The organism is Solimonas marina, assembly GCF_012241385.1.
In the GTDB taxonomy this organism is placed as follows: Bacteria; Pseudomonadota; Gammaproteobacteria; order Nevskiales; family Nevskiaceae; genus Solimonas; species Solimonas marina.
The window spans coordinates 240861-263435 of sequence record NZ_JAAVXB010000005.1 but is presented as its reverse complement, the minus strand read 5'-3'; the positions used below and the strand labels follow the sequence as shown (position 1 = coordinate 263435).

General features: G+C 65.6%; 20 protein-coding genes. 7 read left to right on the top strand and 13 right to left on the bottom strand.

Features of this window, described 5'->3' with window-relative positions:
- Positions 1-189: 189 nt before the first annotated feature.
- Genes pilB through G7Y82_RS11485 form a run of 6 tightly spaced genes read left to right on the top strand, consistent with a single transcriptional unit; the run spans position 190 to position 5736 of the window.
- Positions 190-1929: a type IV-A pilus assembly ATPase PilB gene (gene pilB, locus G7Y82_RS11510; RefSeq protein ID WP_168148263.1), complete on the top strand. Its 1740-nt coding sequence runs from the start codon at positions 190-192 to the stop codon at positions 1927-1929.
- A 47-nt stretch (positions 1930-1976) separates the two neighbouring features.
- Positions 1977-3197, top strand: coding sequence for a type II secretion system F family protein (locus G7Y82_RS11505; RefSeq protein ID WP_168148262.1), 1221 nt, complete (start codon positions 1977-1979; stop codon positions 3195-3197).
- Between the two features lie 9 nt (positions 3198-3206).
- The gene (locus G7Y82_RS11500) at positions 3207-4073 is read left to right on the top strand and encodes a prepilin peptidase (protein ID WP_168148261.1); all 867 of its coding nucleotides are present in this window, start codon (positions 3207-3209) and stop codon (positions 4071-4073) included.
- A complete protein-coding gene (coaE, locus tag G7Y82_RS11495) occupies positions 4070-4735 on the top strand; it encodes a dephospho-CoA kinase (RefSeq protein WP_168148260.1) in 666 nt (221 codons plus the stop codon). The genes G7Y82_RS11500 and coaE overlap by 4 nt, the downstream gene beginning before the upstream one ends.
- A gap of 15 nt (positions 4736-4750) precedes the next feature.
- The gene (gene zapD, locus G7Y82_RS11490; protein WP_168148259.1) at positions 4751-5530 is read left to right on the top strand and encodes a cell division protein ZapD; all 780 of its coding nucleotides are present in this window, start codon (positions 4751-4753) and stop codon (positions 5528-5530) included.
- On the top strand, positions 5527-5736 hold the full coding sequence (locus G7Y82_RS11485) for a DNA gyrase inhibitor YacG (RefSeq protein WP_366515655.1): 210 nt from the start codon (positions 5527-5529) through the stop codon (positions 5734-5736). The genes zapD and G7Y82_RS11485 overlap by 4 nt, the downstream gene beginning before the upstream one ends.
- A 35-nt stretch (positions 5737-5771) precedes the next feature.
- Here G7Y82_RS11485 and G7Y82_RS11480 read toward each other — a convergent pair whose 3' ends face one another.
- The 4 genes from G7Y82_RS11480 to G7Y82_RS11465 form a co-directional block, all read right to left on the bottom strand.
- Positions 5772-6746: a Nudix family hydrolase gene (locus G7Y82_RS11480; protein WP_168148258.1), complete on the bottom strand. Its 975-nt coding sequence runs from the start codon at positions 6744-6746 to the stop codon at positions 5772-5774.
- The gene (gene argJ, locus G7Y82_RS11475; RefSeq protein ID WP_168148257.1) at positions 6727-7947 is read right to left on the bottom strand and encodes a bifunctional glutamate N-acetyltransferase/amino-acid acetyltransferase ArgJ; all 1221 of its coding nucleotides are present in this window, start codon (positions 7945-7947) and stop codon (positions 6727-6729) included. Before argJ ends, G7Y82_RS11480 begins: the two co-directional genes overlap by 20 nt.
- 121 nt (positions 7948-8068) lie before the next feature.
- Positions 8069-10837: a preprotein translocase subunit SecA gene (gene secA, locus G7Y82_RS11470; protein WP_168148256.1), complete on the bottom strand. Its 2769-nt coding sequence runs from the start codon at positions 10835-10837 to the stop codon at positions 8069-8071.
- Positions 10838-10963: 126 nt separating this feature from the next.
- On the bottom strand, positions 10964-11890 hold the full coding sequence (locus G7Y82_RS11465; RefSeq protein ID WP_168148255.1) for a M23 family metallopeptidase: 927 nt from the start codon (positions 11888-11890) through the stop codon (positions 10964-10966).
- 20 nt (positions 11891-11910) lie between these two features.
- Here G7Y82_RS11465 and G7Y82_RS11460 point away from each other — a divergent pair, with 20 nt between their 5' ends.
- Positions 11911-12222 (top strand): DciA family protein, encoded by a 312-nt coding sequence (locus tag G7Y82_RS11460; protein ID WP_168148254.1) that lies wholly within the window; start codon positions 11911-11913, stop codon positions 12220-12222.
- 122 nt (positions 12223-12344) lie between these two features.
- Here G7Y82_RS11460 and lpxC read toward each other — a convergent pair whose 3' ends face one another.
- The 9 genes from lpxC to ftsW all read right to left on the bottom strand — a co-directional run bounded on the left by lpxC (position 12345) and on the right by ftsW (position 22533).
- Positions 12345-13268 carry a UDP-3-O-acyl-N-acetylglucosamine deacetylase gene (gene lpxC / locus G7Y82_RS11455; RefSeq protein ID WP_168148253.1) on the bottom strand — a complete coding sequence of 308 codons (924 nt, stop codon included), beginning with the start codon at positions 13266-13268 and terminating at the stop codon, positions 12345-12347.
- Positions 13269-13429: 161 nt separating this feature from the next.
- On the bottom strand, positions 13430-14704 hold the full coding sequence (gene ftsZ, locus G7Y82_RS11450) for a cell division protein FtsZ (RefSeq protein ID WP_168148252.1): 1275 nt from the start codon (positions 14702-14704) through the stop codon (positions 13430-13432).
- 190 nt (positions 14705-14894) lie between these two features.
- Positions 14895-16124 carry a cell division protein FtsA gene (gene ftsA, locus G7Y82_RS11445; protein WP_168148251.1) on the bottom strand — a complete coding sequence of 410 codons (1230 nt, stop codon included), beginning with the start codon at positions 16122-16124 and terminating at the stop codon, positions 14895-14897.
- 1 nt (position 16125) lies between these two features.
- Complete coding sequence (locus G7Y82_RS11440; RefSeq protein ID WP_168148250.1) at positions 16126-16887, bottom strand: cell division protein FtsQ/DivIB; 762 nt, start codon at positions 16885-16887, stop codon at positions 16126-16128.
- Between the two features lie 5 nt (positions 16888-16892).
- Positions 16893-17855: a D-alanine--D-alanine ligase gene (locus G7Y82_RS11435; RefSeq protein WP_168148249.1), complete on the bottom strand. Its 963-nt coding sequence runs from the start codon at positions 17853-17855 to the stop codon at positions 16893-16895.
- Positions 17852-18727 (bottom strand): UDP-N-acetylmuramate dehydrogenase, encoded by an 876-nt coding sequence (gene murB, locus G7Y82_RS11430; RefSeq protein WP_168148248.1) that lies wholly within the window; start codon positions 18725-18727, stop codon positions 17852-17854. The genes G7Y82_RS11435 and murB overlap by 4 nt, the downstream gene beginning before the upstream one ends.
- Positions 18724-20151 (bottom strand): UDP-N-acetylmuramate--L-alanine ligase, encoded by a 1428-nt coding sequence (murC, locus tag G7Y82_RS11425; protein ID WP_168148247.1) that lies wholly within the window; start codon positions 20149-20151, stop codon positions 18724-18726. Before murC ends, murB begins: the two co-directional genes overlap by 4 nt.
- Before the next feature lie 97 nt (positions 20152-20248).
- Positions 20249-21313: an undecaprenyldiphospho-muramoylpentapeptide beta-N-acetylglucosaminyltransferase gene (murG, locus tag G7Y82_RS11420; RefSeq protein ID WP_168148246.1), complete on the bottom strand. Its 1065-nt coding sequence runs from the start codon at positions 21311-21313 to the stop codon at positions 20249-20251.
- Positions 21310-22533: a putative lipid II flippase FtsW gene (gene ftsW / locus G7Y82_RS11415; RefSeq protein WP_168148245.1), complete on the bottom strand. Its 1224-nt coding sequence runs from the start codon at positions 22531-22533 to the stop codon at positions 21310-21312. Before ftsW ends, murG begins: the two co-directional genes overlap by 4 nt.
- Positions 22534-22575: the final 42 nt, after the last annotated feature.

Here is a 22575-nt window from a genome sequence, read left to right as displayed (position 1 = left end):
CACCGCCCGCTTTTTTTGTGGTCGCTGGCAACGCACAAGCGCCGTCATGCGAGGCCGCTACAGCCAACCCGGCCGACGGCCAGGGCCGCCCGCTCGTCGTGCGTCATGCGGCATGCATTGACCCCGTCCGGGCAACCCTTCTACATTGCTGTCTTCGACGTCAGTCGCCCCAATTTTCGTCGTCAATTCATGGCCATCGGCACCGCACCTCCTGCCAATCCTGTCTTCCTCGGTGGCCTCGCCCGTCGCCTGGTCGCCGATCGCCTGATCAGCGACGTCCAGGCGCGTGACGCGCAGCAGCGGGCGATCCGCGAGAGCGTGCCGTTCGTCTCCGCGCTGGTTGCCAGCAAGGCATTGGCCGCCACCAAGATCGCCGAAGTGGCCAGCGCCGAATTCGGCGCGCCACTGATTGATCTGGCGGCGATCGAGGTCGACCCAGCCGTCGCCAGCGAGGTCAGCGACAAGGTCTTGCGCAAGGTCCACGCGCTGCCGCTGTTCAAGCGCGGCAAGAAGACCTTCGTCGCGGTTTCCGACCCGACCAATCTGCAGGCACTGGACGAGATCAAGTTCGCTACCGGCAACATGACCGAGGCGGTGCTGGTCGAGGAAGACAAGCTCGCCAAGGCCATCGACAAGGCGATCCAGGCGTCCGAAGCGCAGCGCATGGACCTTGGCGATGCCGATCTCGAATCGCTCGAGGTCGAGGGTGGCGACGCCGCGAGCGAAGGCGTCGACGTCAGCAAGGCCGACGCCGAGGACGCGCCGATCGTCCGCTATGTCAACAAGATTCTGGTCGACGCGATCCACGACGGCGCCTCGGACGTGCACTTCGAGCCGTACGAGAAGACCTATCGCATCCGCTACCGCAAGGACGGCGAGCTCAAGACCATCGCCACGCCGCCGCAGGCCATGGCCGGCCGTCTCGCGGCGCGCGTCAAGGTCATGTCACGCCTCGACCTAGCCGAGCGACGCGTGCCGCAGGACGGTCGCATCAAGCTGTACATCTCCAAGACCAAGGCCATCGATTTTCGCGTCAGCACCTGTCCAACGCTGTTCGGCGAAAAGATCTGCTGCCGTATTCTCGATCCGTCGAGCGCGCAACTCGGCATCGATGCGCTCGGCTACGAACCCGAGCAGAAAGACGCCTACATGAAGTCGCTACAGCAGCCGCAGGGCATGGTGCTGGTCACCGGCCCGACCGGCTCGGGCAAGACGGTGTCGCTGTACACCGGCCTGAACATTCTCAATACCGACGACATCAATATCTCGACGGCCGAGGATCCGGCGGAAATCAATCTGCCGGGCATCAATCAGGTCAACGTCAATCCGCGTGTCGGCCTGACCTTCGCGGCGGCACTGAAGGCCTTTTTGCGCCAGGATCCGGACGTCATCATGGTCGGCGAAATTCGTGACCTGGAAACCGCCGAGATCGCGATCAAGGCGGCGCAGACCGGCCATCTCGTGTTGTCGACGCTGCATACCAACGACGCGCCGCAGACCGTCGTGCGCCTGATGAACATGGGCGTGCCGGCCTACAACATCGCCTCGACGCTGTCGCTGATCATCGCCCAGCGCCTGGCCCGCAAGCTGTGCTCGAACTGCAAGCGCGAGGCGGAAATCCCGCGGCCCGAGCTGCTGCGCCAGGGCTTCAGCGACGCCGACATCGACGGGCCGGACTTCCAGATCTTCGAAGCCGCCGGCTGCGACCAGTGCGACAACAGCGGCTACAAAGGGCGCACCGGCATCTACCAGGTGATGCCGTTCTCCGAGGAAATGGGCCGCATCATCATGGAAGGCGGCAGCGCGCTGGAGCTCGCCGAGCAGGCGGACCGTGAGGGCGTCGCCGATCTACGCGCTTCGGCGCTGCGCAAGGTCAAGCATGGCGTCATCGATCTGGCGCAGGCCAATGCCTGCACGGTCGGCGACTGATCGAAACGGGGTATCCTCGCCGGCGCAGTCACTGGGGGAAGAGGTCAATGGCGCAAGCCGCGGCAATCAAAGAATTCACGTTCCGCTGGGAAGGCACGGATCGCAAGGGCAACCGCCTCAAGGGCGACCGCGTCGGCCCCAGCGAGCATTTCGTGCGCATGCAGCTGCGTCGCGACGGCATCAACCCGATCTTCGTGCGCAAGCAGTCGGCGTTGTTCGGCAAGCGCAAGAAGAAGATCGCCAGCGCGGACATCGCGATCTTCCTGCGGCAGATGGCGACGATGCTCGCCGCCGGCGTGCCGCTCGTGCAGTCGCTGGAGATTGTCGGCCGCGGCCATGAGAACCCCAGCCTCGGCGAAATGATCATGGCGATCAAATCGAACATCGAGGGCGGCTCCTCTTTTTCCGAAAGCCTGGCCAAGTACCCGCTGTATTTTGACGATCTGGTCGTCAATCTGATCGAGGCCGGCGAAAAGTCCGGCACGCTCGAAGCTCTGCTCGACAAGATCGCCACGTACAAGGAAAAGACCGAGGCGATCAAGAAGAAGGTCAAGAAGGCGCTGACCTACCCGACCGCGGTCATCGTCGTTGCGTTCATCGTCACCGGCATCCTGCTGTACTTCGTCGTGCCGCAATTCCAGAGTCTGTTCCAGGGCTTCGGCGCCGACTTGCCAGCGTTTACGCTGATGGTCATCGGCTTGTCGAACTTCGTACAGGAATATTGGTGGGTCATCCTGCTGGGGGTCGGCGGTATCGGCTTCGCGTTCTTCGAAGCCAAGCGCCGCTCGCGAAACTTCCGGCGTCTGCTCGACCGCCTGCTGCTGAAAGTGCCGGTGGTCGGTGACATCCTCTACAAGTCGGCAGTGGCGCGCTTCGCGCGCACCCTGTCGACGATGTTCGCGGCCGGTGTGCCGCTGGTCGAAGCCATGGACTCGGTCGGCCGCGCCGCCGGCAACATCGTCTTCACCGAGTCGATCCTGAAGATGAAGGACGAGGTCGCGACCGGCCAGCAGCTCAATTTCTCGATGCAGCAGGCCAATCTGTTCCCGAACATGGCCGTGCAGATGGTGCAGATCGGCGAGGAATCCGGCGCCCTCGACGCCATGTGCGCGAAGGTCGCCGATTTCTATGAGGCGGAAGTCGACACACTGGTCGATACGCTATCGAGCCTGCTCGAGCCGCTGATCATGTCGGTGCTTGGCGTTCTGGTCGGCGGCCTGGTCATCGCCATGTATCTGCCGATCTTCAAGCTCGGTCAGGCGATCTAAGGCGCGTCCATGACTTTTCTCGAAGGGCTGCGCAGCAGCCCGGCCCTGCTCGTTTTCGTCGTGACCGTGCTCGGCCTGCTGGTCGGCAGCTTTCTCAATGTCGTGATCCTGCGTCTGCCGAAGATGATGGAGCAGGCCTGGAAGCGCGAGGCGCGAGAAGCCCTCGAGCTGCCGGCGGTCGACGAGGAAACGGTGTCACTGGTCCGCCCAGCCTCCTGCTGTCCGTCGTGCCGCGCGCCCATCAAGCCCTGGCACAACGTGCCGGTGCTCGGGTGGCTGTGGCTGCGCGGGCGCTGCGCGAGCTGCCAGTCGCCGATTTCCGTGCAGTACCCCGTCGTCGAAGCGACCTGCGGTCTGCTGTCTGCCGTCTGCGCCTGGCACTTCGGCTACGGCGCACCGTTGGCTGCGGCGCTGGTGCTGAGCTGGGGGCTACTGGCCTTGGCCGTCATTGACCTGCGTACGCAGCTGCTGCCGGACAGCCTCACCTTGCCGCTGCTGTGGCTGGGCTTGTTGCTGGCGCTGGGTAACGTCTTCGTTGACCTGCGCGCCGCCGTGATCGGCGCGGCGGCCGGCTATCTGACGCTGTGGGCGGTGTTCTGGCTGTTCAAGCTCGTGACCGGCAAGGAAGGCATGGGCTACGGCGACTTCAAGCTCCTCGGCGCGCTGGGCGCGTGGCTGGGCTGGCAGGCACTACCCATGATCATTCTGCTGTCGTCGGTGGTCGGCGCCGTGGTCGGCATCGGCCTCATCGTGGCCCGCCGACAGGGTCGCAATGTGCCGATGCCGTTCGGCCCCTACCTCGCGGCCGCTGGCTGGATCGCCTTGGTGTTCGGCGCACAGATCAGCAACGCCTATCTGCAGACGATCAGCGGATGACGTCGATGCGCATCGGCCTGACCGGCGGCATCGCCAGCGGCAAGTCGCTGGTCCAGGCCGCATTCGAGACGCTCGGCGTGCCGGTGCTCGATGCCGATCAGGTGTCGCGCGATGTCGTCATGCCCGGCTCCGATGCGCTCGCCGAAATCGCGCAAACCTTCGGCGCCGAATTTCTGCTCGACAATGGCGAGCTGAACCGCCGCCGCCTGCGCGAGAAGGTATTCGGCGATGCCGGGGCGCTGCGTCAGTTGGAAGCCATCACCCACCCGCGCATCCGCGCCCGCATGCGCGAATGGCTGGCAGCGCAGACCGCGCCGTACTGCATGCTCAGCGTCGCCATTCTCGTCGAGGCCAAGATGCACGACCTCGTCGACCGCGTGCTGGTGGTCGACGCCCCGGAGTCGTTGCAGATCGCGCGCCTGATTCAGCGCGACGGCATCGACGAAGCGCTGGCAAAGCGCATGCTGTCCGCACAGACCGACCGCGAAACTCGGCTGGGCGCGGCGCACGATGTTCTGCTCAATGGCGATAGCGTCGCCGCCACCGAAGCGGCCGTTGCCGAATTCCACGCGTTCTACGGCCGTCTCGCTGCCACGGGCGACGTCAAAGCGCAAGGTCTGCGTTTGCCGCGAACTGCCAACTCCGTCACAATCAAAATTTAGCCGTTTCGAATTCACGTGAGTGACGTCGACGTAGCAGCGCTGGTGTTCGAGCAGCCGCTCAGCGAGCGGGTGCGTACTTTTCTGCGGCTCGAACTCCTGTTCCGCCAATTCCGCGCCAATCGCGCGATCGACTCGCAAGCCGGCGCGCGTGCGACGCTGGATGCGCTGCTCGACCTGCTGGTGGTGATCTCGCGCTCGGACCTGAAGAGCGACATCCTCAAGGAACTGACCGACCAATATCACCACTTGACGCGGCTGGCGCAGCGACCGAGCGTCGATCAGGAGCGACTCAAGGGGGTGCTGGCGGAGTTGACCGAGGTCCTCAACGAGCTGCAGCAACTGGCGACGCAGTTCGCCAATTCGCTGCTCCGCGGCAGCGACTTTCTGACCAGTATTCTGAATCGCTCGACGATACCCGGCGGCACTTGCGGCTTCGATCTGCCGCACTACCACTGGTGGCTGTCGCAGCCGCGCAGTCGCGTCGACCGTGATCTCGATGCCTGGTTCGCCGAGCTGCGCCCCTTTGAACGTGCGGTTGAGCTGTACCTGAAGCTGTTGCGCAGCAGCGTGCCGGCCGAGCCGCTGACGGCACGCAATGGCATCTATCTGCACACGCCGGCCGGACCGTGCCTGCTGGTGCGGGTCTTCGTCCCCGCTGGCCCGTCGGTCTATCCGGAAATCAGCGCCGGCCGCCACCGCTTCACGGTGCGCTTCATGGAAATTCACGAGCTGGATACGCGCGCGCAGCAGGCGCGCATCGATATCCCGTTCGAGCTGCAGTGCTGCAACCTGTGAGTTCACAAAGCCACGAATCGGCCCGCCCTTACCGCATCGGCTCTTGCCCGCAATGCGGTCAGTCCGTGCGCCTCGACGAGACCAACCCTTGGCGGCCGTTCTGCACCGAGCGCTGCAAGCTGCTCGACCTCGGCGAATGGTTCAGCGGCAGCTTCGCGATTCCGAGCGACGAGCCGCCACACGGCGACGGGTCCGGCACGCGCTGAATCGCACCGCGGTCAACTCCGGCGCGGTCCATCCGTCAGTCCGGCCAGTACGCACGAATGGCCGCCATGCCCTGCGCATACTGGGTCTGCACATCGCGCAAATCATCGAGTTGCAAACCGCCGATCCAGTAGACCGGCAGATTGGCGGCCTGCGTCAGGCGCGCCGCGGCATCGAAGCCCAGGGCCGCACCACCGGGATGCGTCGCGCTCGGCCGCACCGTGCCGAGGACAGCAGCATCGAACCCCAAGGCGCGGGCACGATCGAGTTCGGCCGCGCCATGCGCCGATGCAAAACACCATGGCAAGGCCGGCCGCGCATCGAGGGCATGCAGTTGTGCCGCCGTGGCATGCCAGCCATCGGCACCCAGCGACACCGCCATCTGCGGGGTGCGATCAACGATCACGCGCAGGCCGAGCCCCCGCGCCGGCGCCAGCATGGCTCGCACGCAGGCGGCATAGTCGTCGTCCCCGAGTGCGGGCAGACGCAAGCGCAGCAGCGCGCCACGTGGCAACGCCGGGAGGCGCGCAATCAATGCATCGGGATCCGCATGCGGCGGCGTGAAAACGTAATGCGACGGCAGTCGCAGCGCCGTGAGAATCGGTCCGTCGGCGGCCAGAATCGGATAATCCTCGATCCGCTCCGGGGTGACCCAGGCAAAGGCCTGCTGCTCGCGGCCCTGCGGCTCGCCGTCCCAGGCCGTACCGATCCAGCAATCGAGCTCGACCGTGCGTTCGCGATACTCGTGGACGACCTTGATCAGCGGCCGCGCTTCGCGCACCGTGACCCCGAGTTCCTCGTGCAACTCACGCACCAGCGCATCACGCGCCGATTCACCCGGCTCGATCTTGCCGCCCGGAAATTCCCACTGGCCAGCGGCGATCTTGCCCTCGGGACGCTGCGCAATCAGCACCTCGCCGGATGCGCGGATCAGAACGCCGGCGGCGACGGCGATGCGCGGTCTCTGCGCCTCCCGCCTACCGCCTCCCGCCTCACGTACGGTATTCGGCATTGATCTTGACGTACTCATAGCTGAAATCGCAGGTCCACAAGCGCGCCTGCGCGGCGCCGCGGCCCAGCGTTACCGAGATCGTGAACTCCGGTTTGGCGACGACCGCCGCACCGCGCTCCTCACGATAGTCCGGATGCGGCTGTCCCCCGACGATCAGCTGCACGTCGTCGAGTGCGATACCGACACTGGCCGGATCGAGCCCGCTCACGCCAGCCTTGCCGATCGCCATGACGATGCGTCCCCAGTTCGCGTCGCCGGCGAACATCGCCGTCTTCACCAATGGCGAGTTGGCGATCGCATAGCCGACCTGACGCGCCTCGGCAACCGACATGGCGCCGCCGACGTCGATCGTAATGAAGCGCGTCGCCCCCTCGCCGTCACGGACGATGGACTGCGCAAGCTCGATGCAGACGTCGCGAATCGCTGCGGCCACCGCGGCGTAGTCGGCGTCGCCGACGTCGATGTCCTGCGAACCGACTTGCGCCGTCGCGCACAGCACACACGAGTCATTGGTCGACGTATCGCTGTCGACGGTCACGCAGTTGAACGACACGTCAACGGCCGAGCGCAGCGCCGCATCGACCGCGGCCGGCGTCAGGCGCGCATCGGTCGCGATGAAGCCCAGCATCGTCGCCATGTGCGGCTCGATCATGCCGACACCCTTGGCGATGCCGGTCACCGTCACCTCGCCCTGCGAGGTCGCGACGCGCCGGCTGGCTCCCTTGGCGACGGTATCGGTTGTCATGATCGTCGCGGCCGCCAGCGTCCACGCATCTGCCGAGGCGGCCGCAACCGCCTTCGGGATCGCCGCCAGCATGCGCTGCAACGGCAGGCGCAAACCGATCACGCCGGTCGAGAACGGCAGCACCTGCTGTGCTTCGCAGCCAAGCTCCGCGGCGACCGCTGCGGTCGTCGCCCGCGCGTCGGCGAGCCCGCCGTCACCGGTCGCGGCATTGGCGTTGCCGGCATTGACCAGCAGCGCGCGAATCGACGTCGTCGCCTTCAGATATTCACGGCACAACTGTACCGGTGCCGCGGCAAAGGCGTTCTGCGTGAACACACCGGCGACGCGGCTGCCGGCCGCCAGCTCGATCACCAGCAGATCGTTGCGCCCGGCCTTCTTGATTGCGGCCTCGGCCACGCCGAGACGCAGGCCGGCAACCGGCAACAGATTCATGGGAGCGGAAAGATTGACGGCCATGGGAGATTCCGAAGCGCAATAAAAGAGGCGCCCGGCTACCGGGCGCCTCTTTTATTTTCCAACGCTTTAACCTGCAGCGCCAGCGACTCGCGATTCAGTCGCGGCCACGCATGGCAGACGCTCAGGACAGCGCGCCATGGCAATGCTTGAACTTCTTGCCGCTACCGCACGGACAAGGATCGTTGCGCCCCACCTTCGGCATATCGCGCGTCACGGGCGCCTGCCGTTCGGCCTCGGCCGGCGGCGCGAAACGGCGCGGTGCGCCCGGCGGCGGCATTTCGGCTTCTTCGATCTGCGCGCCATCCGCCATCGGCGCCGGCATCGACTCGTGCTGCATCTGCATGCGCCGCTCGATCAGCTCGGCCTGACGGCGGCGCTGCTCTTCGACTTCCTGCACTTCGGCTTCGGTCTGGATGCGCACGCGGGCCAGCATGGTCGTCACGTCGTGCTTGTAGCGCGCCAGCATGTCGTTGAACATGTTGAAGGCCTCGCGCTTGTACTCCTGCTTCGGATCCTTCTGCGCATAACCGCGCAGATGAATGCCCTGGCGCAGGTAGTCCATCGCCGCCAGATGCTCGCGCCACAGATTGTCCAGCGTCTGCAGCATGATGGCCTTCTCGAAGTGCTCGAGCACCGGCGCGCCAACCTGCTCCTTCTTCGCCACATAGGCTTCGGCGACCTTGTCGAGCAGGCGTGCACGCAGGCTCTTCTCGTTGAGATCGCGCTCTTCGTCGAGCCACTGGCGGATCGGCAGTTCCAGCGTGAAGTCGCGACGGAATACTTCCTCGAGCCCCGGCACGTCCCACTGTTCTTCGATCGACTGCGGCGGAATGTGCGCGTCGACCACGGCGTTGACGACGTCCGGGCGCACGGTGTCGACCATGTCGGTGACGCGCTCGGCCGCCATCAACTGGTCGCGCAGCTCGTAAACGGCCTTGCGCTGGTCGTTGGCGACGTTGTCGTATTCGAGCAGCTGCTTGCGAATGTCGAAGTTGTGCGCTTCGACCTTGCGCTGCGCGGTCTCGATCGCGCGTGTGACCCAGCGATGCTCGATGGCCTCGCCTTCCTGCATGCCAAGGCCCTGCAGCATCGCGCGCATGCGCGGCGGCGTGAAGATGCGCATCAGCGTGTCGTCGAGCGACAGGTAGAAGCGCGACGCACCCGGGTCGCCCTGACGGCCGGAACGGCCGCGCAACTGGTTGTCGATACGACGTGATTCGTGGCGCTCGGAGCCGATGACATAAAGACCGCCGGACTCGAGCACCAGATCGTGGCGCTGTTTCCAGGCGGCGCGGGCCGCTTCGATCGCCGCCGTATCCTCGGGCGGGATCTTGGCCAGCTCGTTCTCGAGGCTGCCGCCGAGCACGATGTCGGTACCGCGACCGGCCATGTTGGTGGCGATCGTCACCTGGCCGGGGCTGCCGGCCTGAGCGACGATCTCGGCCTCGCGCTCATGCTGCTTGGCGTTCAGCACCTCGTGCGGAATCTTGTTCTGCGTCAGCAGCGACGACAGCAGTTCGGACGTCTCGATGCTCGCAGTACCGACCAGCACCGGCTGCTGCTTGGCGTGCGCGGCGCGGATTTCCTCCATCACCGCCTTGTACTTGTCCTGCGAGTTCATGAAGACCAGATCGCCCTGGTCCTTGCGCTGCGCCGGACGATTGGTCGGAATGACGACCACTTCGAGTTCGTAGATGCTCTGGAATTCGAAGGCCTCCGTGTCGGCCGTACCGGTCATGCCGGACAGCTTGTCGTAGAGGCGGAAGTAGTTCTGGAAGGTGATGCTGGCCAGCGTCTGGTTTTCCTGCTGGATCTTGACGCCTTCCTTGGCCTCGATCGCCTGGTGCAGACCGTCGGACCAGCGACGGCCCGGCATCATGCGGCCGGTGAACTCGTCGATGATGACGACCTGGCCACCGCGGACGATGTATTCGACGTCACGCTTGTACAGGTGGTGCGCGCGCAGCAGCGCATTGAGGTGGTGCAGCAGAATGATGTTGGCGGCATCGTAGAGGCTGTCTTCGTCGCCGAGCAGTTGCGCGGCGCGCATCAGGTCTTCGACCTTCTCGTGGCCATCCTCGGTGAGGTGGACTTGCTTGCCCTTCTCGTCGATCGAAAAATCGCCCGGGCCGTCTTCCTCTTCCTGCGGCACCAGAGGACCGACCAGCGCATTGATCTTGCGGTACAACTCCGGATCGTCGTCGGTCGGACCGCTGATGATCAGCGGCGTACGTGCCTCGTCGATCAGGATCGAGTCGACTTCGTCGACGATCGCGTAATTGTGGCCACGCTGCACCTTGTCGGTCAGCGCAAACGCCATGTTGTCGCGCAGATAATCGAAGCCCAGCTCGTTATTCGTCGCGTAGGTGATGTCGCAGGCGTAGGCCTCGCGCTTCTCGGCGGTCGACTGGCCGGAGACGATGACACCGGTGGTCAGGCCGAGGAAGCGGAAGATGCGGCCCATCCACTCCGAGTCGCGGCGCGCCAGGTAGTCGTTGACGGTGACGATGTGCACGCCCTTGCCGGCCAGCGCATTGAGATAGGCCGGTAGGGTTGCGACCAGGGTCTTGCCCTCGCCGGTGCGCATTTCAGCGATCTTGCCCTCGTGCAGCACCGAGCCGCCGACCAGCTGCACATCGAAGTGGCGCATGCCCATGACGCGCTTGCCCGCCTCACGAACCACGGCGAAGGCATCGGCACGAATCCGGTCGAGCGTTTCGCCCTTGCTCAGACGCTCGCGCAGCAGCACGGTCTGTTGCGCCAGCTCCGCGTCGTCCATCGCCGCGTACTTGGATTCGAGCGCGCCGACGGCCGCGATCAGCGGGTCGAGCTTCTTCAGGATGCGTTGATTTCGGCTCCCGAAAACCCGGGCCAGAACGTTATTGAGCATAAGATCGCAGAGGGCGGAAGGTCGGCAATCCGGCGGCCGACCAAAAATGAATGGCGCGTATTATGCCTTGCTTGGGGCTGACGGCCATGTTTCAAGCACGGTGGGCGCCGATCGCCCTACCGGATTTCAGCGCGCGACCTGGATATAGCGCTGCGGATCGACCTGCTGGCCGTTGTACAAGACCTCGAAATGGACATGCGGCCCCGTCGAACGACCGGTCGAGCCGATCCGCGCGATGGCCTGTCCCCGTTCGACGCGATCGCCGACGTGCACGAGGACCTTGCTGTTGTGGCCGTAGCGCGTCGAGTAGCCGTTGCCATGGTTGATCTCGACGAGGTTGCCGTAGCCCGACATCGGGCCGGCGTAGGTCACCATGCCGGCGGCGACGGCATTGACCGCCGAACCCATCGGGGCCGCGAAGTCCATGCCTTCGTGGCGCGCCAGGCGACCGGTGAACGGATCGGTGCGCGTGCCGAACAGCGAGCTGATCCAGCCGCTGGAGATCGGCCAGCCCGTCGGTCGCACTTCCTTTTGCAACCGGCTGGCGACCAGCAGGTCTTCGAGCACACGGAACTGGCGCTCGCGATCCGACAACTGGCGGGCGTAGGCATCAAGCGACTGCATGACCGGATCGAGCGGCGTCGCCGTCGAGGTCGCCAGCTCCGGACCGCCCACCGGCGGCGGCTGGCTGAAATCGAACTCGCCGGAATCGAGGCCGGCAATCTCGGTCAGGCGCTGACCCGCTGCATCAAGGCGCATGACCTGCGCCTGCAACTCGGCGAGACGACGCGACAGCGCCGCGGCATTTTCTTCGGCGGCCTCGCGCGCGGTGCCGAGCTCAGCGCGCTGCTGGTCCACTTCCTTGGCCCACTTGGCCACCAGCCGCGGCGGCAGCACGCTGGAGCCGCCGCGCGTCCAATAACCGACAAAATAACTCGATGCGAGCAAAAGCACGCCGATGACGGCAAAAGGCAACCAGATGGTGACGTGTCGCAGGCCGAGCGCAAAACGCCACGTCCGGCCACGCTCATGACTGACTACAATGATGTCCATCTCGTACCGACGCGTCCCTCGTGCCTGATCCGCAGCCCGTCAAGCAATATCTGGATCTGATGCCGGCCAAAACCGGCATGTCGTGGTTGCCGCAGGTCCGGCAACTCGCCGATATCAATCGCGCGCTACCGTCGTGGTGTGCCGAACCTTGGGTACGCCACCTGCGTGTCGCCAACGTGCGGCGGCAGACAGTCGTCGTGTATTCGGCTTCAGCAGCAGCACTGATTCCGCTGCGACATCGCAGCAAAGATCTTCTGCACTGGCTGAACGACCACTACCGGCTATCCTGCACCCGTATTGAAACCAAGGTGCGCCCCCCGCTGGTGGTCTGACCCGAGTGTATGGCGTGCACCACACTAGAGCAACCCGCAGGAACCCCTAGTGCCCCAGCGGTAGCAATTAACGGACCGAAAGGTCGGGTCGTCAGGCGTGCCCCGACGGGGCGCCGCCGAACTCAGGCGGCGGCGGCCACGCTACCGCGGACGTAGGCGATCGGCGACTTGGCCGCCTGATCCTCGAACGTCACCAGTTCGAACGACTCGGCGTCGTCAAGCACGGCGCGAACCAGCTTGTTGTTGAGTGCGTGGCCCGACTTGTACGCGGTGTAAGCCCCAATCACCGGGTGCCCGAGCAGGTACAGATCGCCAACCGCGTCGAGAATCTTGTGGCGCACGAACTCATCGTCGTAGCGCAGCCCCTCGTGATTGACGACGCGAAAGTCGTCGAGCGCCACGACATTATCGAGGCTGGCGCCCAGCCCCAGATTGTTGGCGCGCAACACGTCGAGCTCGCGCATGAAGCCGAAGGTGCGCGCCCGCGAGACTTCCTTGACGTAGCTCGCCGTCGAGAAGTCGACGATCGCATCCTGTCCGGAATTCTTGAATACCGGGTGCTTGAAGTCGATGTTGAAGGCTAGCCGGTAGCCTTCGTACGGCTCGAAGCGCGCCCACTTGTCGCCGTCCTGGACCTGCACCGGCTGGCGAATGCGCATAAAGCGCTTCGGCGCATCCTGTTCGTGGATGCCGGCCGATTGAATCAAGAACACGAACGGGCCGGAGCTGCCGTCCATGATCGGAATTTCCGGCGCCGACAGCTCGACCACGCAGTTGTCGATACCCAGCCCCGCCAGCGCCGACATCAGATGCTCGACCGTCATGATCTTCACGCCGGCATCGTCAACCAGCGTGCTGCACATGACCGCCTCGCGCAGCATGTGCGCCTTGCTCGGCACTTCAACAACCGGATTCAGGTCGGTGCGACGAAAGACGATGCCGGTATCCGGCCCAGCCGGCAGCAGGGCCATATAGACCTTGCGTCCCGAATGCAGGCCGATCCCGCTCGCGCGAATCGCCTTCTTGAGTGTGCGTTGACGGACCATCCCGTAAGCCTGCCAGTAACCGAATCCCTGAAACTGAAATACCGAAATAAAAAAGGCGCGGCGCCCGAGAGCTGCCGCGCCATTGGACACGGAAATGTTACCACGGGTTCCCGGCCGCGCCGCCCCGTTTCAGGGCAGCGTGGCCGTCACAGCGTAGTGGGTCAGTCCGCCTGATTCCGCAGGAAAGCCGGAATGTTGATGATGTCCTCATCGAGGCCGACCGGAAACGCGCTGCCGCCCGCCGCTGCGACCTTGCGCGCCTGCTGACGCTGTACGGTCGGAATGTCGAGATTCGGCGAACCGAGCGTCGGCATCGACGGATGGCCATAGCCCTGCTGCGGCTGATGCTGCGGCTGGGCATACGCCGGCTCGGCCGGGCGGATGAACTGCGCCACGCGCGGATTGGCCGGCGCGTGCGAGGCCATCTGCGGCATCTGCGGGATCACCTGCGCCGCCTGGGAGCCGGCCAGGCCGGTGGCCACCACGGTCACGCGCAGCTCGCCGTTGAGGTTCGGGTTGATCGACATACCGATCTTGGCGTCGGCCTCGTCGGACGCGATCTCGCTGACGCGGGCGCTGATGTACTCGTATTCCTCGAGCGACAGGCTCTCGTCGCACGTGACGTTGACGAGCAGGCCCTGCGCGCCGTGCAGTTCGATATCGTCGAGCAGCGGGCTCGACAGCGCCATCTCGACCGCACGCTCGGCGCGATCTTCACCGCTGGCCATGCCGATACCCATCATCGACATACCGCGGTTCGACATCACCGTCTTGACGTCGGCGAAGTCGACGTTGATCAGGCCCGGGCGGGTGATCAGGTCGGAGATGCCCTGCACCGCATTCTGCAGCACGTCGTTGGCGGCCTTGAAGCAATTCAGCAGCGTGACCTTCTTGCCCAACACCAGCGACAGCTTCTCGTTCGGAATCAGGATCAGCGAGTCGGTGTACTGGCGCAGCTCGTCGATACCGCGCTGGGCCACCGCCATGCGCTTCTTGCCTTCATGCGCGAACGGCTTGGTGACGACCGCAATCGTCAAAATGCCGAGTTCCTTGGCCACTTCGGCGATGACCGGCGCCGCACCCGTGCCCGTGCCGCCGCCCATGCCGGCGGTCACGAACAGCAGGTCCGTACCTTCGATCATCTCGCGGATGCGGTCGCGATCTTCCTCGGCGGCCTGACGGCCAACCTCCGGATTCGAGCCGGCACCGAGGCCGCGCGTGATTTCCAGGCCCAGCTGGACCTGATTGGTCGGCACGCACCGCTCGAGGTGGTCGCGATCGGTATTGGCGCAGATGAAGTCGACGCCGTCGATGCTGGCCTGCGCCATCTGGTTGACGGTGTTGCAGCCGCCGCCGCCAACGCCGATCACGCGAATCACCGCGCGTCGCCGCTGTCCGTCTGTCAATTCAAAAATTTCCCGTGTCTGTCCGCTCATGTCCTTGCTCCCGCGCCTAGAGGCGCTCGTCCGTGTTCACCTGATGCGCGTACACCGCCGCGCTCACCGTGCGAAATGCTGACTCGGCTGTTTTTTTATTAAAACAATTCTGCACAAATAAAATATTAAATCACTGTGCCGATGTCAACACTTAAAACTCAAAATTTGATTGAAAAAAACAATCGAGAAATCAGAAATTGCCCTTGATCCATTCGTTGACGCGCTGTAGCCACTGACCCATGCCGTGGGTCGGCAACACCGGCGCCGGCGGCTGGTTCTGGCGGCCGTACATCAGCAGGCCCACCGCCGTCGCGCAGGCCGGATTGCGCACCACGTCCTTGAGGCCCTGTACCTCGTGCGGCAGCCCGAGCCGCACCGGCAGATCGAAGACCTGCTCGGCCAGCTCGACGACGCCCGGCATCTGCGACGAGCCACCGGTCAAGACCACGCCGCCGGCAATCAGCTCGTACCAATCGGAGCGATGTAGTTCGCGCCGAATGAAGTGGAACAGCTCCTCGTAGCGCGGCTTGATCACTTCCGACAGCGTCAGTCGCGACAAGCGTCGTGATGGCGCGTCGCCGACGCCCTTGACCTCGATCTCCTCGTGCGCGGCCGCGAACTGCGGCAGCGCCACGCCGTAATGCACCTTCAGTTCTTCGGCATACGGTGCCGGCGTGCGGAACGCGACGCTGATGTCGTTGGTGACCTGGTTGCCGGCGATCGGCAGCACCGCGGTATGGCGGATCGTGCCGCCCTTGAAGATGGCGATGTCCGAGGTACCGCCGCCGATGTCGATCATGCACACGCCCAGATCGCGCTCATCCGGCAGCAGCGTCGCGTAGCTCGACGCCAGGTGCTGGAGGATCAGCTTGTCGACCTTCAGGCCACAGCCCTCGACGCACTTGTGAATGTTCTGCGCGGCCGAGATCGAGCCGGTGACGATGTGCACCTTGGCTTCGAGGCGCACCCCATGCATGCCGATCGGATCGTGGATGCCTTCGCGGCCGTCGACGACGAATTCCTGCGGAATCACGTGCAGGATCTTCTGGTCGGCCGGAATCGCGATCGCGCGGGCGGCGTCCATGACGTTGTCGACGTCACGCTCGGAGACGCTGCCGGCCCGCACCGGCGCGACGCCGGTCGAGTTGAGGCTGCGGATATGCGTGCCGGAGATGCCGACATACACCGACTGCGCGCGGCAGTTGGCCATGTGCTCGGCATTCTCGACCGCACGCTTGATTGCTTGTGTGGTCTGCTCGATGTTGACGACATCGCCGCGGTTCATGCCGCGCGATGCGCTCTCGCCGAAACCGACGATCTCGATGTGGCCTTCCGGCATCAACTGGCCGACCACGGCAATGCACTTCGACGTGCCGATGTCGATGCCGACCAGCAGGTTGCGTTCTTCTCGACGCGCCATATCAGCGGCCCTCCTTGGCTTTCTTGGCGGCAGCCGGATCCTTCCAACCCACCGCAAATCCATTCGTATAGCGCAGGTCTACGTAGTTCACTTCGTTCATCCGGTTCTTCAGTGCACGCTCGGCGGGGCCGAGCAGCGTGTCGATCTTGGTGGTCGGATCCGTGCGCCCGAAGTGCAGGCCGATGCCGTCCACCGTTGTCGCCGCCCATTCACCGCGCGCGTCTTGCGTCAGGCTCTGCAACGCGAATGACGAGTTCGCGAGCTTTTCGCGCAGCACGCGGAACATGTCGGCGACTTCTGCCTCCTTGCCGTCGGGGCCGGACAGCTGCGGCAAGCCGTCGGGAATGTCGCTGGCCGACGGCGTGAACGGCCGCGAATCGGTGTCGAGCAGCGACTTGTCACCCCAGCGCGCAAACGGCACGCGCTCCCAGACCCGCACCCGCACGGTCGCCGGCCAGACCCGCTCGACGCTGGCATGCGACGTCCACGGCAGCGCTTCGACGGCCTGTTTGGCCGCCTCGAGATCAAGCTGGCCGAATTGCCGATCGATCAGCGGTCGCAGCACGGCTTCGATGTCGGATGTCTTCAAGCGCTGCAGCTGCCCTTCGATCTGTAGCCGCTCGACCGGCGTGCGCGTACCGACCGTCATCGCCCCCCAACCGGCCACCAACAACGCAATCAGCACCACCGCGCCTGCGCCCAGCATCAGATAGCGGCGCATCGGGGAAGGCGAGTCGTCGAGCATGTCGGCCGTCATCGTCATCGCGGTCATCCGCCGCCCCCCGCGCCGTCGGCCAGCGTGCCTTCGAGGATCTGCCAGCACAGCGACGCGTAATCGATGCCGCGCACCTTGGCCGCCATCGGCACCAGGCTGTGCGAGGTCATGCCCGGCACCAGATTCGCCTCGATCAACCACGGCCGGTTGTCGGCGTCGAGCATGAAGTCGACGCGACCCCAGCCACTGGCGCCGAGAATCTCGAACGCACGCAGACAGATCGCCTGCGCCTCAGCTTCGAGCGCGTCGGGCAAACCGCTCGGGCAGTGGTAGCGCGTGCGATCCGACAGATACTTGGCGTTGTAATCGTAAAACTCGCCGTCCGGCACGATCTGGATCGTCGGCAGCGCGACGCCGGCGACGATCGCGCAAGTGAATTCGTGCCCGTAGGAGCCGCCGCCGATGAAGCGCTCGGCCATCACCACGCGCTCGGTGTCGCCACGCGCCAGTCGCCAGGCGCTGCGCAGCTCGGCGTCCGACTTCACCTTCGACACGCCGACGCTGGAGCCTTCCTCGGACGGCTTGAGAATCAGCGGAAAGCCGAAACGCTGCGCCGCCAGATCCAGATCGGATTCACACTCGATCCACAACCACTCCGGCGTCGGCAGGCCTTCGGCCTTCCACAAGCGCTTGGTGCGCAGCTTGTCCATCGCCAGCGCCGACGCCAGCACCCCGCTGCCGGTATACGGAATACCCTGCAGCTCCAGCGCCGCCTGCACCGTGCCGTCTTCGCCGCCGGTGCCGTGCAGAATATTGAAGACGCGATCGAAGCCCTGCTTGCCGAGACTCAACACGATCTCGGGCGTGGCATCGATCAGCGTCGCATCAACGCCCTTGGACACGAGCGCGGCCTGAATACCCTCGCCGCTCCACAGCGCGACCTGGCGCTCGGAGGACCAACCACCGGCGAGCACGGCGACACGGCCGAAATCCTTGGCGTTGGTGGTCCGCGTCATGACGCGTCCCCCACCACCCGCACTTCGGGTTCGAGCTCGATACCCGTGTGCGTACGCACGGTCGCGCGAATATGCGCAATCAGTTGCTCGACATCCGCGGCGCGCGCAGTCTCGTCGGTGACGATGAAGTTGGCGTGCAGCGTCGACACCTCGGCACCGCCGATGCGATGGCCCTTGAGGCCGCAAGCCTCGATCAGTCGCGCGGCGTGATCGCCCGGCGGATTGCGGAAGGTGCTGCCAGCAGTTGGCCGCCCCACCGGCTGCGTCGCCTTGCGCCGCGCCAGCCAGGCCTTCATGTCGGCCTCGGCCGTGCCGTCTTCGTCAACGGCGAACGTGAAGCGCGCGGCAATGAAGCCGACCACATCGGCCGGCACTTCGACGTGGCGGTAGCCATAGCGAAACGCCGACTTCGGCAGCCATGCCGTGCTGCCGTCGCGACGCATGACTTCGACGGCATCGACGACGTTCCAGGTTTCACCGCCGTGCGCACCGGCGTTCATCGCCAGCGCGCCGCCGACCGTGCCCGGAATGCCGCCGAAGAAACCGGCACCGGCCAGGCGGCGACCGGTTGCGAACTTGGCGAGCCGCGCGCAATGCACGCCGGCCTCGGCGGTGACGCTCGCGTCTTCGGCACTGAGCGCGTCGAGCGCGCCGTGCAGGCCGATGACCGTGCCGCGCACGCCGCCGTCGCGCACCAGCAGATTGCTGCCGAGGCCGATCCAGAGGATGGGCTCGTGCGCCGGCAGGCCGCGGACGAAATCGGCCAGCGCCTCGCGTGACGCCGGTTCGAAGTAGCGGTCGGCTGGCCCGCCGACGCGCCACGACGTGTGCCGTGCCATCGGCTCGTGCTGCCGCTCGACGCTGGCGCTCATGCCGCACCTCCGCCATAGAGCTGCACCAGCTGCGCCGGCAGGCCACCGATGTCGCCGGCGCCCATCGTCAACAGCAGGTCGCCATCGCGCAGTACGTGCGCCAGCGCGTCCGGCAGTTCGGCGACGCTGGTGACGAACACCGGCTCGACCTGTCCGCGCGCACGAATCGCCCGCGTCAACGCACGACCGTCGGCACCCTCGATCGGCGACTCGCCGGCGGCATAGACCTCGGCCAGCAACAGTGCGTCGGCTTCGGCGAGGATCGCCGTGAAGTCCTCGAACAGATCGCGCGTCCGCGAATAGCGATGCGGCTGGAATGCGACGACCAGACGCTTGTCGGGAAACGCCGCGCGCATCGCCTGGAAGGTCGCGGCGATCTCGCGCGGGTGATGGCCGTAATCGTCGACCAGCGTCACTGCGCCCTGCGGCAGTTTCAGCACGCCATGCGGCTCGCAGCGCCGGCCGACGCCGCCGAAGCTCGACAACGCACGGCGCATCGCATCGAACGACACCCCCAGCTCGCGACCGATCGCGATGGCGACGAGCGCGTTCTGCACGTTGTGCCGACCCGGCAGATTCAGATGAAAGGGCTCGCGCGTGCCGTCGGCCAAGCACACGACGAAGTGCGCGCCGCTGCCCTCGGGCCGCACGTCACAGGCACGCAGATCAGCGTCATCGGCAAAGCCATAGGTGACGACCGGCCGGCCGACGTCGTTGATCAGCTCGCGCACGACGGGATCGTCGATGCACATCACCGCCAGGCCGTAGAACGGCAGGCGATGCAGGAATTCGATGAACGCCGCGCGCAGCTTCTTGAAGTCGTGCGCGTAGGTCTCGAGATGGTCGGCGTCGATGTTGGTGACCGCCGCCATCATCGGCGACAAGTGCAGGAACGACGCGTCGCTCTCGTCGGCTTCTGCGACCAGATAGTGCCCTTCGCCGAGCCGCGCATTGCTGTCGGCCGACTTCAGCTTGCCGCCGATCACATAGGTCGGATCGAGCCCGCCCTCGGCGAGCACGCTGGCGACCAGACTGGTGGTTGTGGTCTTGCCGTGTGTACCGGCGATGGCGATGCCGTAGCGGAAGCGCATCAGCTCGGCGAGCATCTCGGCGCGGCGCACCACCGGAATACGCTGCGCATGCGCGTAGACGACTTCCGGGTTGCTGGCCTTGACCGCCGTCGACACGACAATCGCATCGGCACCGTGCGCGTTTTGTTCGGCATGCCCGATGTAGATCGTCGCGCCAAGCTCGCGCAAGCGCCGCGTCGCCGCACTGTCCTTGAGATCGGTGCCGCTGACCTCGTAGCCGAGATTGAGCAGCACCTCGGCGATGCCGGCCATACCGGAACCGCCGATGCCCAGCATGTGGATGCGGCGCACGCGGCGCATCGCCAGCGTCGGATTCGGCATCGTCGCGCTCATGCGCCCACCCTCACGCTGACTGCGAGCGCGGCCGCTCGCACGAGAGAGCATGCTCCCGCACCCGTTTGCGCTGCGCGCAAAACACCGTGTCGCATGCTCATGCCGTCGCTCCCGCTGCACGCAGGCAGGCATTGGCGATGGTCGCCGTCGCGTCGGTCCACGCCTGCGTCCGCGCCGCGTCGGCCATCTGTCGCAGACGCGCGCGATCGGACAGCAGTTCATCGATCAGCGTCGCCAGACCGGCGGCATCGAGATCGCGTTCCTGACGCAGCACCGCGGCGCCGGCATCGACCAGGTAGGCGGCATTGCTCGTCTGGTGGTCGTCGACCGCGAACGGGAACGGCACGAGGACGGTCGCACAGCCCGCTGCGCTGACTTCGGCAACCGTCGACGCGCCGGCGCGACAGACGACCAGATCGGCCCAGCCGAACGCCGCCGGCATGTCGTCGATGAAGGCCGTGACCTCACCTTCGACACCGGCCTGGCGATACGCCTGCTGCGCGATATCGAGCGTGCGCCCGGCCTGGTGCCGCACCTGCGGCCGGCACTCCGGCGCCAGTAGCGCCAGCGCTTTCGGCACGAATTCGTTGAGCGCCCGTGCGCCCTGCGAGCCGCCGATCACCAGCAGCCGCGCCGGCGCATCATGCGCGAGCCGCTGCGCCGGCGGCGGCAGTTCGACAAAGCCGGCACGCACTGGATTGCCGACCGTCTCGGCACCCGCGAACGTGTTCGGGAACGCCTGCAGCACGACCCGCGCGATGCGCGCGAGGAAACGGTTGGTCATGCCCGCAGCCGCGTTCTGCTCGTGCACCACCAGCGGCCGCCCACCGAGCCAGGCCGCAAGCCCGCCGGGACCGGCCGCGAATCCGCCGAAGCCGATCACCGCCGCCGGCTGACGTGCACGCAGAATCGCCAGCGCCTCGCGTACGGCACGGGCGATCAGCAGCGGCGCCTTCAGCAACTTGAGCACGCCCTTGCCTCGCAAGCCGGAGACCCGGATGAAGTCGATCGCGAAGCCGTGCTGCGGCACGACGCGCGCCTCGAAGCTGTCGGGCGCCCCCATCCACGAGATTTCATGGCCACGTGCGCGCAATTCCTGGGCGACCGCAAGCGCCGGGTAAACGTGACCACCGGTGCCGCCCGCCATCACGACGAACTTCATGAGCGCACCCCCTGGGCACGCGCACCATCGGTACGCAAGGGCCGCTCGCGGGCACCGTTCTCGGTCGAGACGACGCCACCGGCAGCGGCGCGGTTCTCGTAGTCGACGCGAAGGATCAGACCGATCAGCGCACAGACCGTCATCAGCGACGAACCGCCGGAGCTGATCATCGGCAGCGTCAGGCCCTTGGTCGGCAGCAGGCCCATGTTGACGGCCATGTTGATCAGCGCCTGCAGGCCGATCCAGCCGGACAGGCCGTAACACAGGTACGCGGAGAAGCGGCGACCATCGAGCTCGGCGGCGCGCGCGATCGCGAAGCCGCGCCAGACGACGATGCCGAACAGACTCAGCAGGATGGCGATGCCGAGCAGGCCGAATTCCTCGGCGAGGATCGCGAAGATGAAGTCGGTGTGCATTTCCGGCAGGTACAGCAACTTCTGCACGCTGTTGCCGAGACCGACGCCGGTCCATTCGCCGCGGCCGACGGCGATCAGCGACTGCGCGAGCTGCCAGCCGGCGTTCTCGACGTCGGCCCACGGATTCATGAAATTCAGCATGCGCTGCAGGCGATACGGCGCGGCGACCGCGATCAAGGCAAGACCGGCACCGGCAACGCCGACGATCATCGCGTAGTAGTGCACGCGCGCACCGCCGAGGAACAGCATCAGGAACACGACGCCGAGCAGGATCGCGGTGGCGCCGAAGTCCGGCTCGCACAGCAGCAAAAAGCACGGAAACAGAATCGCGATGATCGGCATCGCCAAGCCCTTCAGGCTGCTCTGCAACTGCACCTGGCGACGCGTGATATAGGCCGAGATCCAGATGATCAGCGCCAGACGCACCGGCTCCGACGCCTGCAGGCGGAACAGGCCGACGTCGATCCAGCGCCGCGCGCCGTTGACCTTGACGCCGATCCCAGGAATCAGCACCAACGCCAGCAGCGCCACCGCAAACAGCAGCAACCAGTTGCTGCTGCGCTGCCATTGCCGCATCGGCACGCAGTACAGCGCGAAGCCCCCGGCGCCGCCGACCGCCATGAACAGCAGCTGGCGATAGAAAAAGTAGAACGGATCGCCGGTCAGCTTGGTCGCCTGCGCGACCGATGCCGACGCCACCATGATCAAACCCCACAGCAGCAGCGTCGCGATCGCGCCGCACAGCCAGTTGTCGACGCCGAAACGCGTTTCGGGAATGCCCCAGCGGTCGCCGGTCGCGCTCATGCGCCCACCCTCGCGTTGCCTGCAAGCACGGCCGTTCGCATG

Bases quoted from the DNA above. Each gene is read 5' to 3' on its own strand.
- G7Y82_RS11465 (WP_168148255.1), bottom strand. From the start codon at position 11,890: ATGGACATCATTGTAGTCAGTCATGAGCGTGGCCGGACGTGGCGTTTT.
- G7Y82_RS11435 (WP_168148249.1), bottom strand. From the start codon at position 17,855: ATGACGCGGACCACCAACGCCAAGGATTTCGGCCGTGTCGCCGTGCTC.
- G7Y82_RS11500 (WP_168148261.1), top strand. From the start codon at position 3,207: ATGACTTTTCTCGAAGGGCTGCGCAGCAGCCCGGCCCTGCTCGTTTTC.
- pilB (WP_168148263.1), top strand. From the start codon at position 190: ATGGCCATCGGCACCGCACCTCCTGCCAATCCTGTCTTCCTCGGTGGC.
- argJ (WP_168148257.1), bottom strand. From the start codon at position 7,947: ATGGCCGTCAATCTTTCCGCTCCCATGAATCTGTTGCCGGTTGCCGGC.
- coaE (WP_168148260.1), top strand. From the start codon at position 4,070: ATGACGTCGATGCGCATCGGCCTGACCGGCGGCATCGCCAGCGGCAAG.
- secA (WP_168148256.1), bottom strand. From the start codon at position 10,837: ATGCTCAATAACGTTCTGGCCCGGGTTTTCGGGAGCCGAAATCAACGC.
- ftsW (WP_168148245.1), bottom strand. From the start codon at position 22,533: ATGAGCGCGACCGGCGACCGCTGGGGCATTCCCGAAACGCGTTTCGGC.
- G7Y82_RS11505 (WP_168148262.1), top strand. From the start codon at position 1,977: ATGGCGCAAGCCGCGGCAATCAAAGAATTCACGTTCCGCTGGGAAGGC.
- ftsA (WP_168148251.1), bottom strand. From the start codon at position 16,124: ATGGCGCGTCGAGAAGAACGCAACCTGCTGGTCGGCATCGACATCGGC.
- G7Y82_RS11480 (WP_168148258.1), bottom strand. From the start codon at position 6,746: ATGCCGAATACCGTACGTGAGGCGGGAGGCGGTAGGCGGGAGGCGCAG.
- murC (WP_168148247.1), bottom strand. From the start codon at position 20,151: ATGAGCGCGACGATGCCGAATCCGACGCTGGCGATGCGCCGCGTGCGC.
- lpxC (WP_168148253.1), bottom strand. From the start codon at position 13,268: ATGGTCCGTCAACGCACACTCAAGAAGGCGATTCGCGCGAGCGGGATC.
- ftsZ (WP_168148252.1), bottom strand. From the start codon at position 14,704: ATGAGCGGACAGACACGGGAAATTTTTGAATTGACAGACGGACAGCGG.
- murB (WP_168148248.1), bottom strand. From the start codon at position 18,727: ATGAGCGCCAGCGTCGAGCGGCAGCACGAGCCGATGGCACGGCACACG.
- murG (WP_168148246.1), bottom strand. From the start codon at position 21,313: ATGAAGTTCGTCGTGATGGCGGGCGGCACCGGTGGTCACGTTTACCCG.
- G7Y82_RS11440 (WP_168148250.1), bottom strand. From the start codon at position 16,887: ATGACGATGACGGCCGACATGCTCGACGACTCGCCTTCCCCGATGCGC.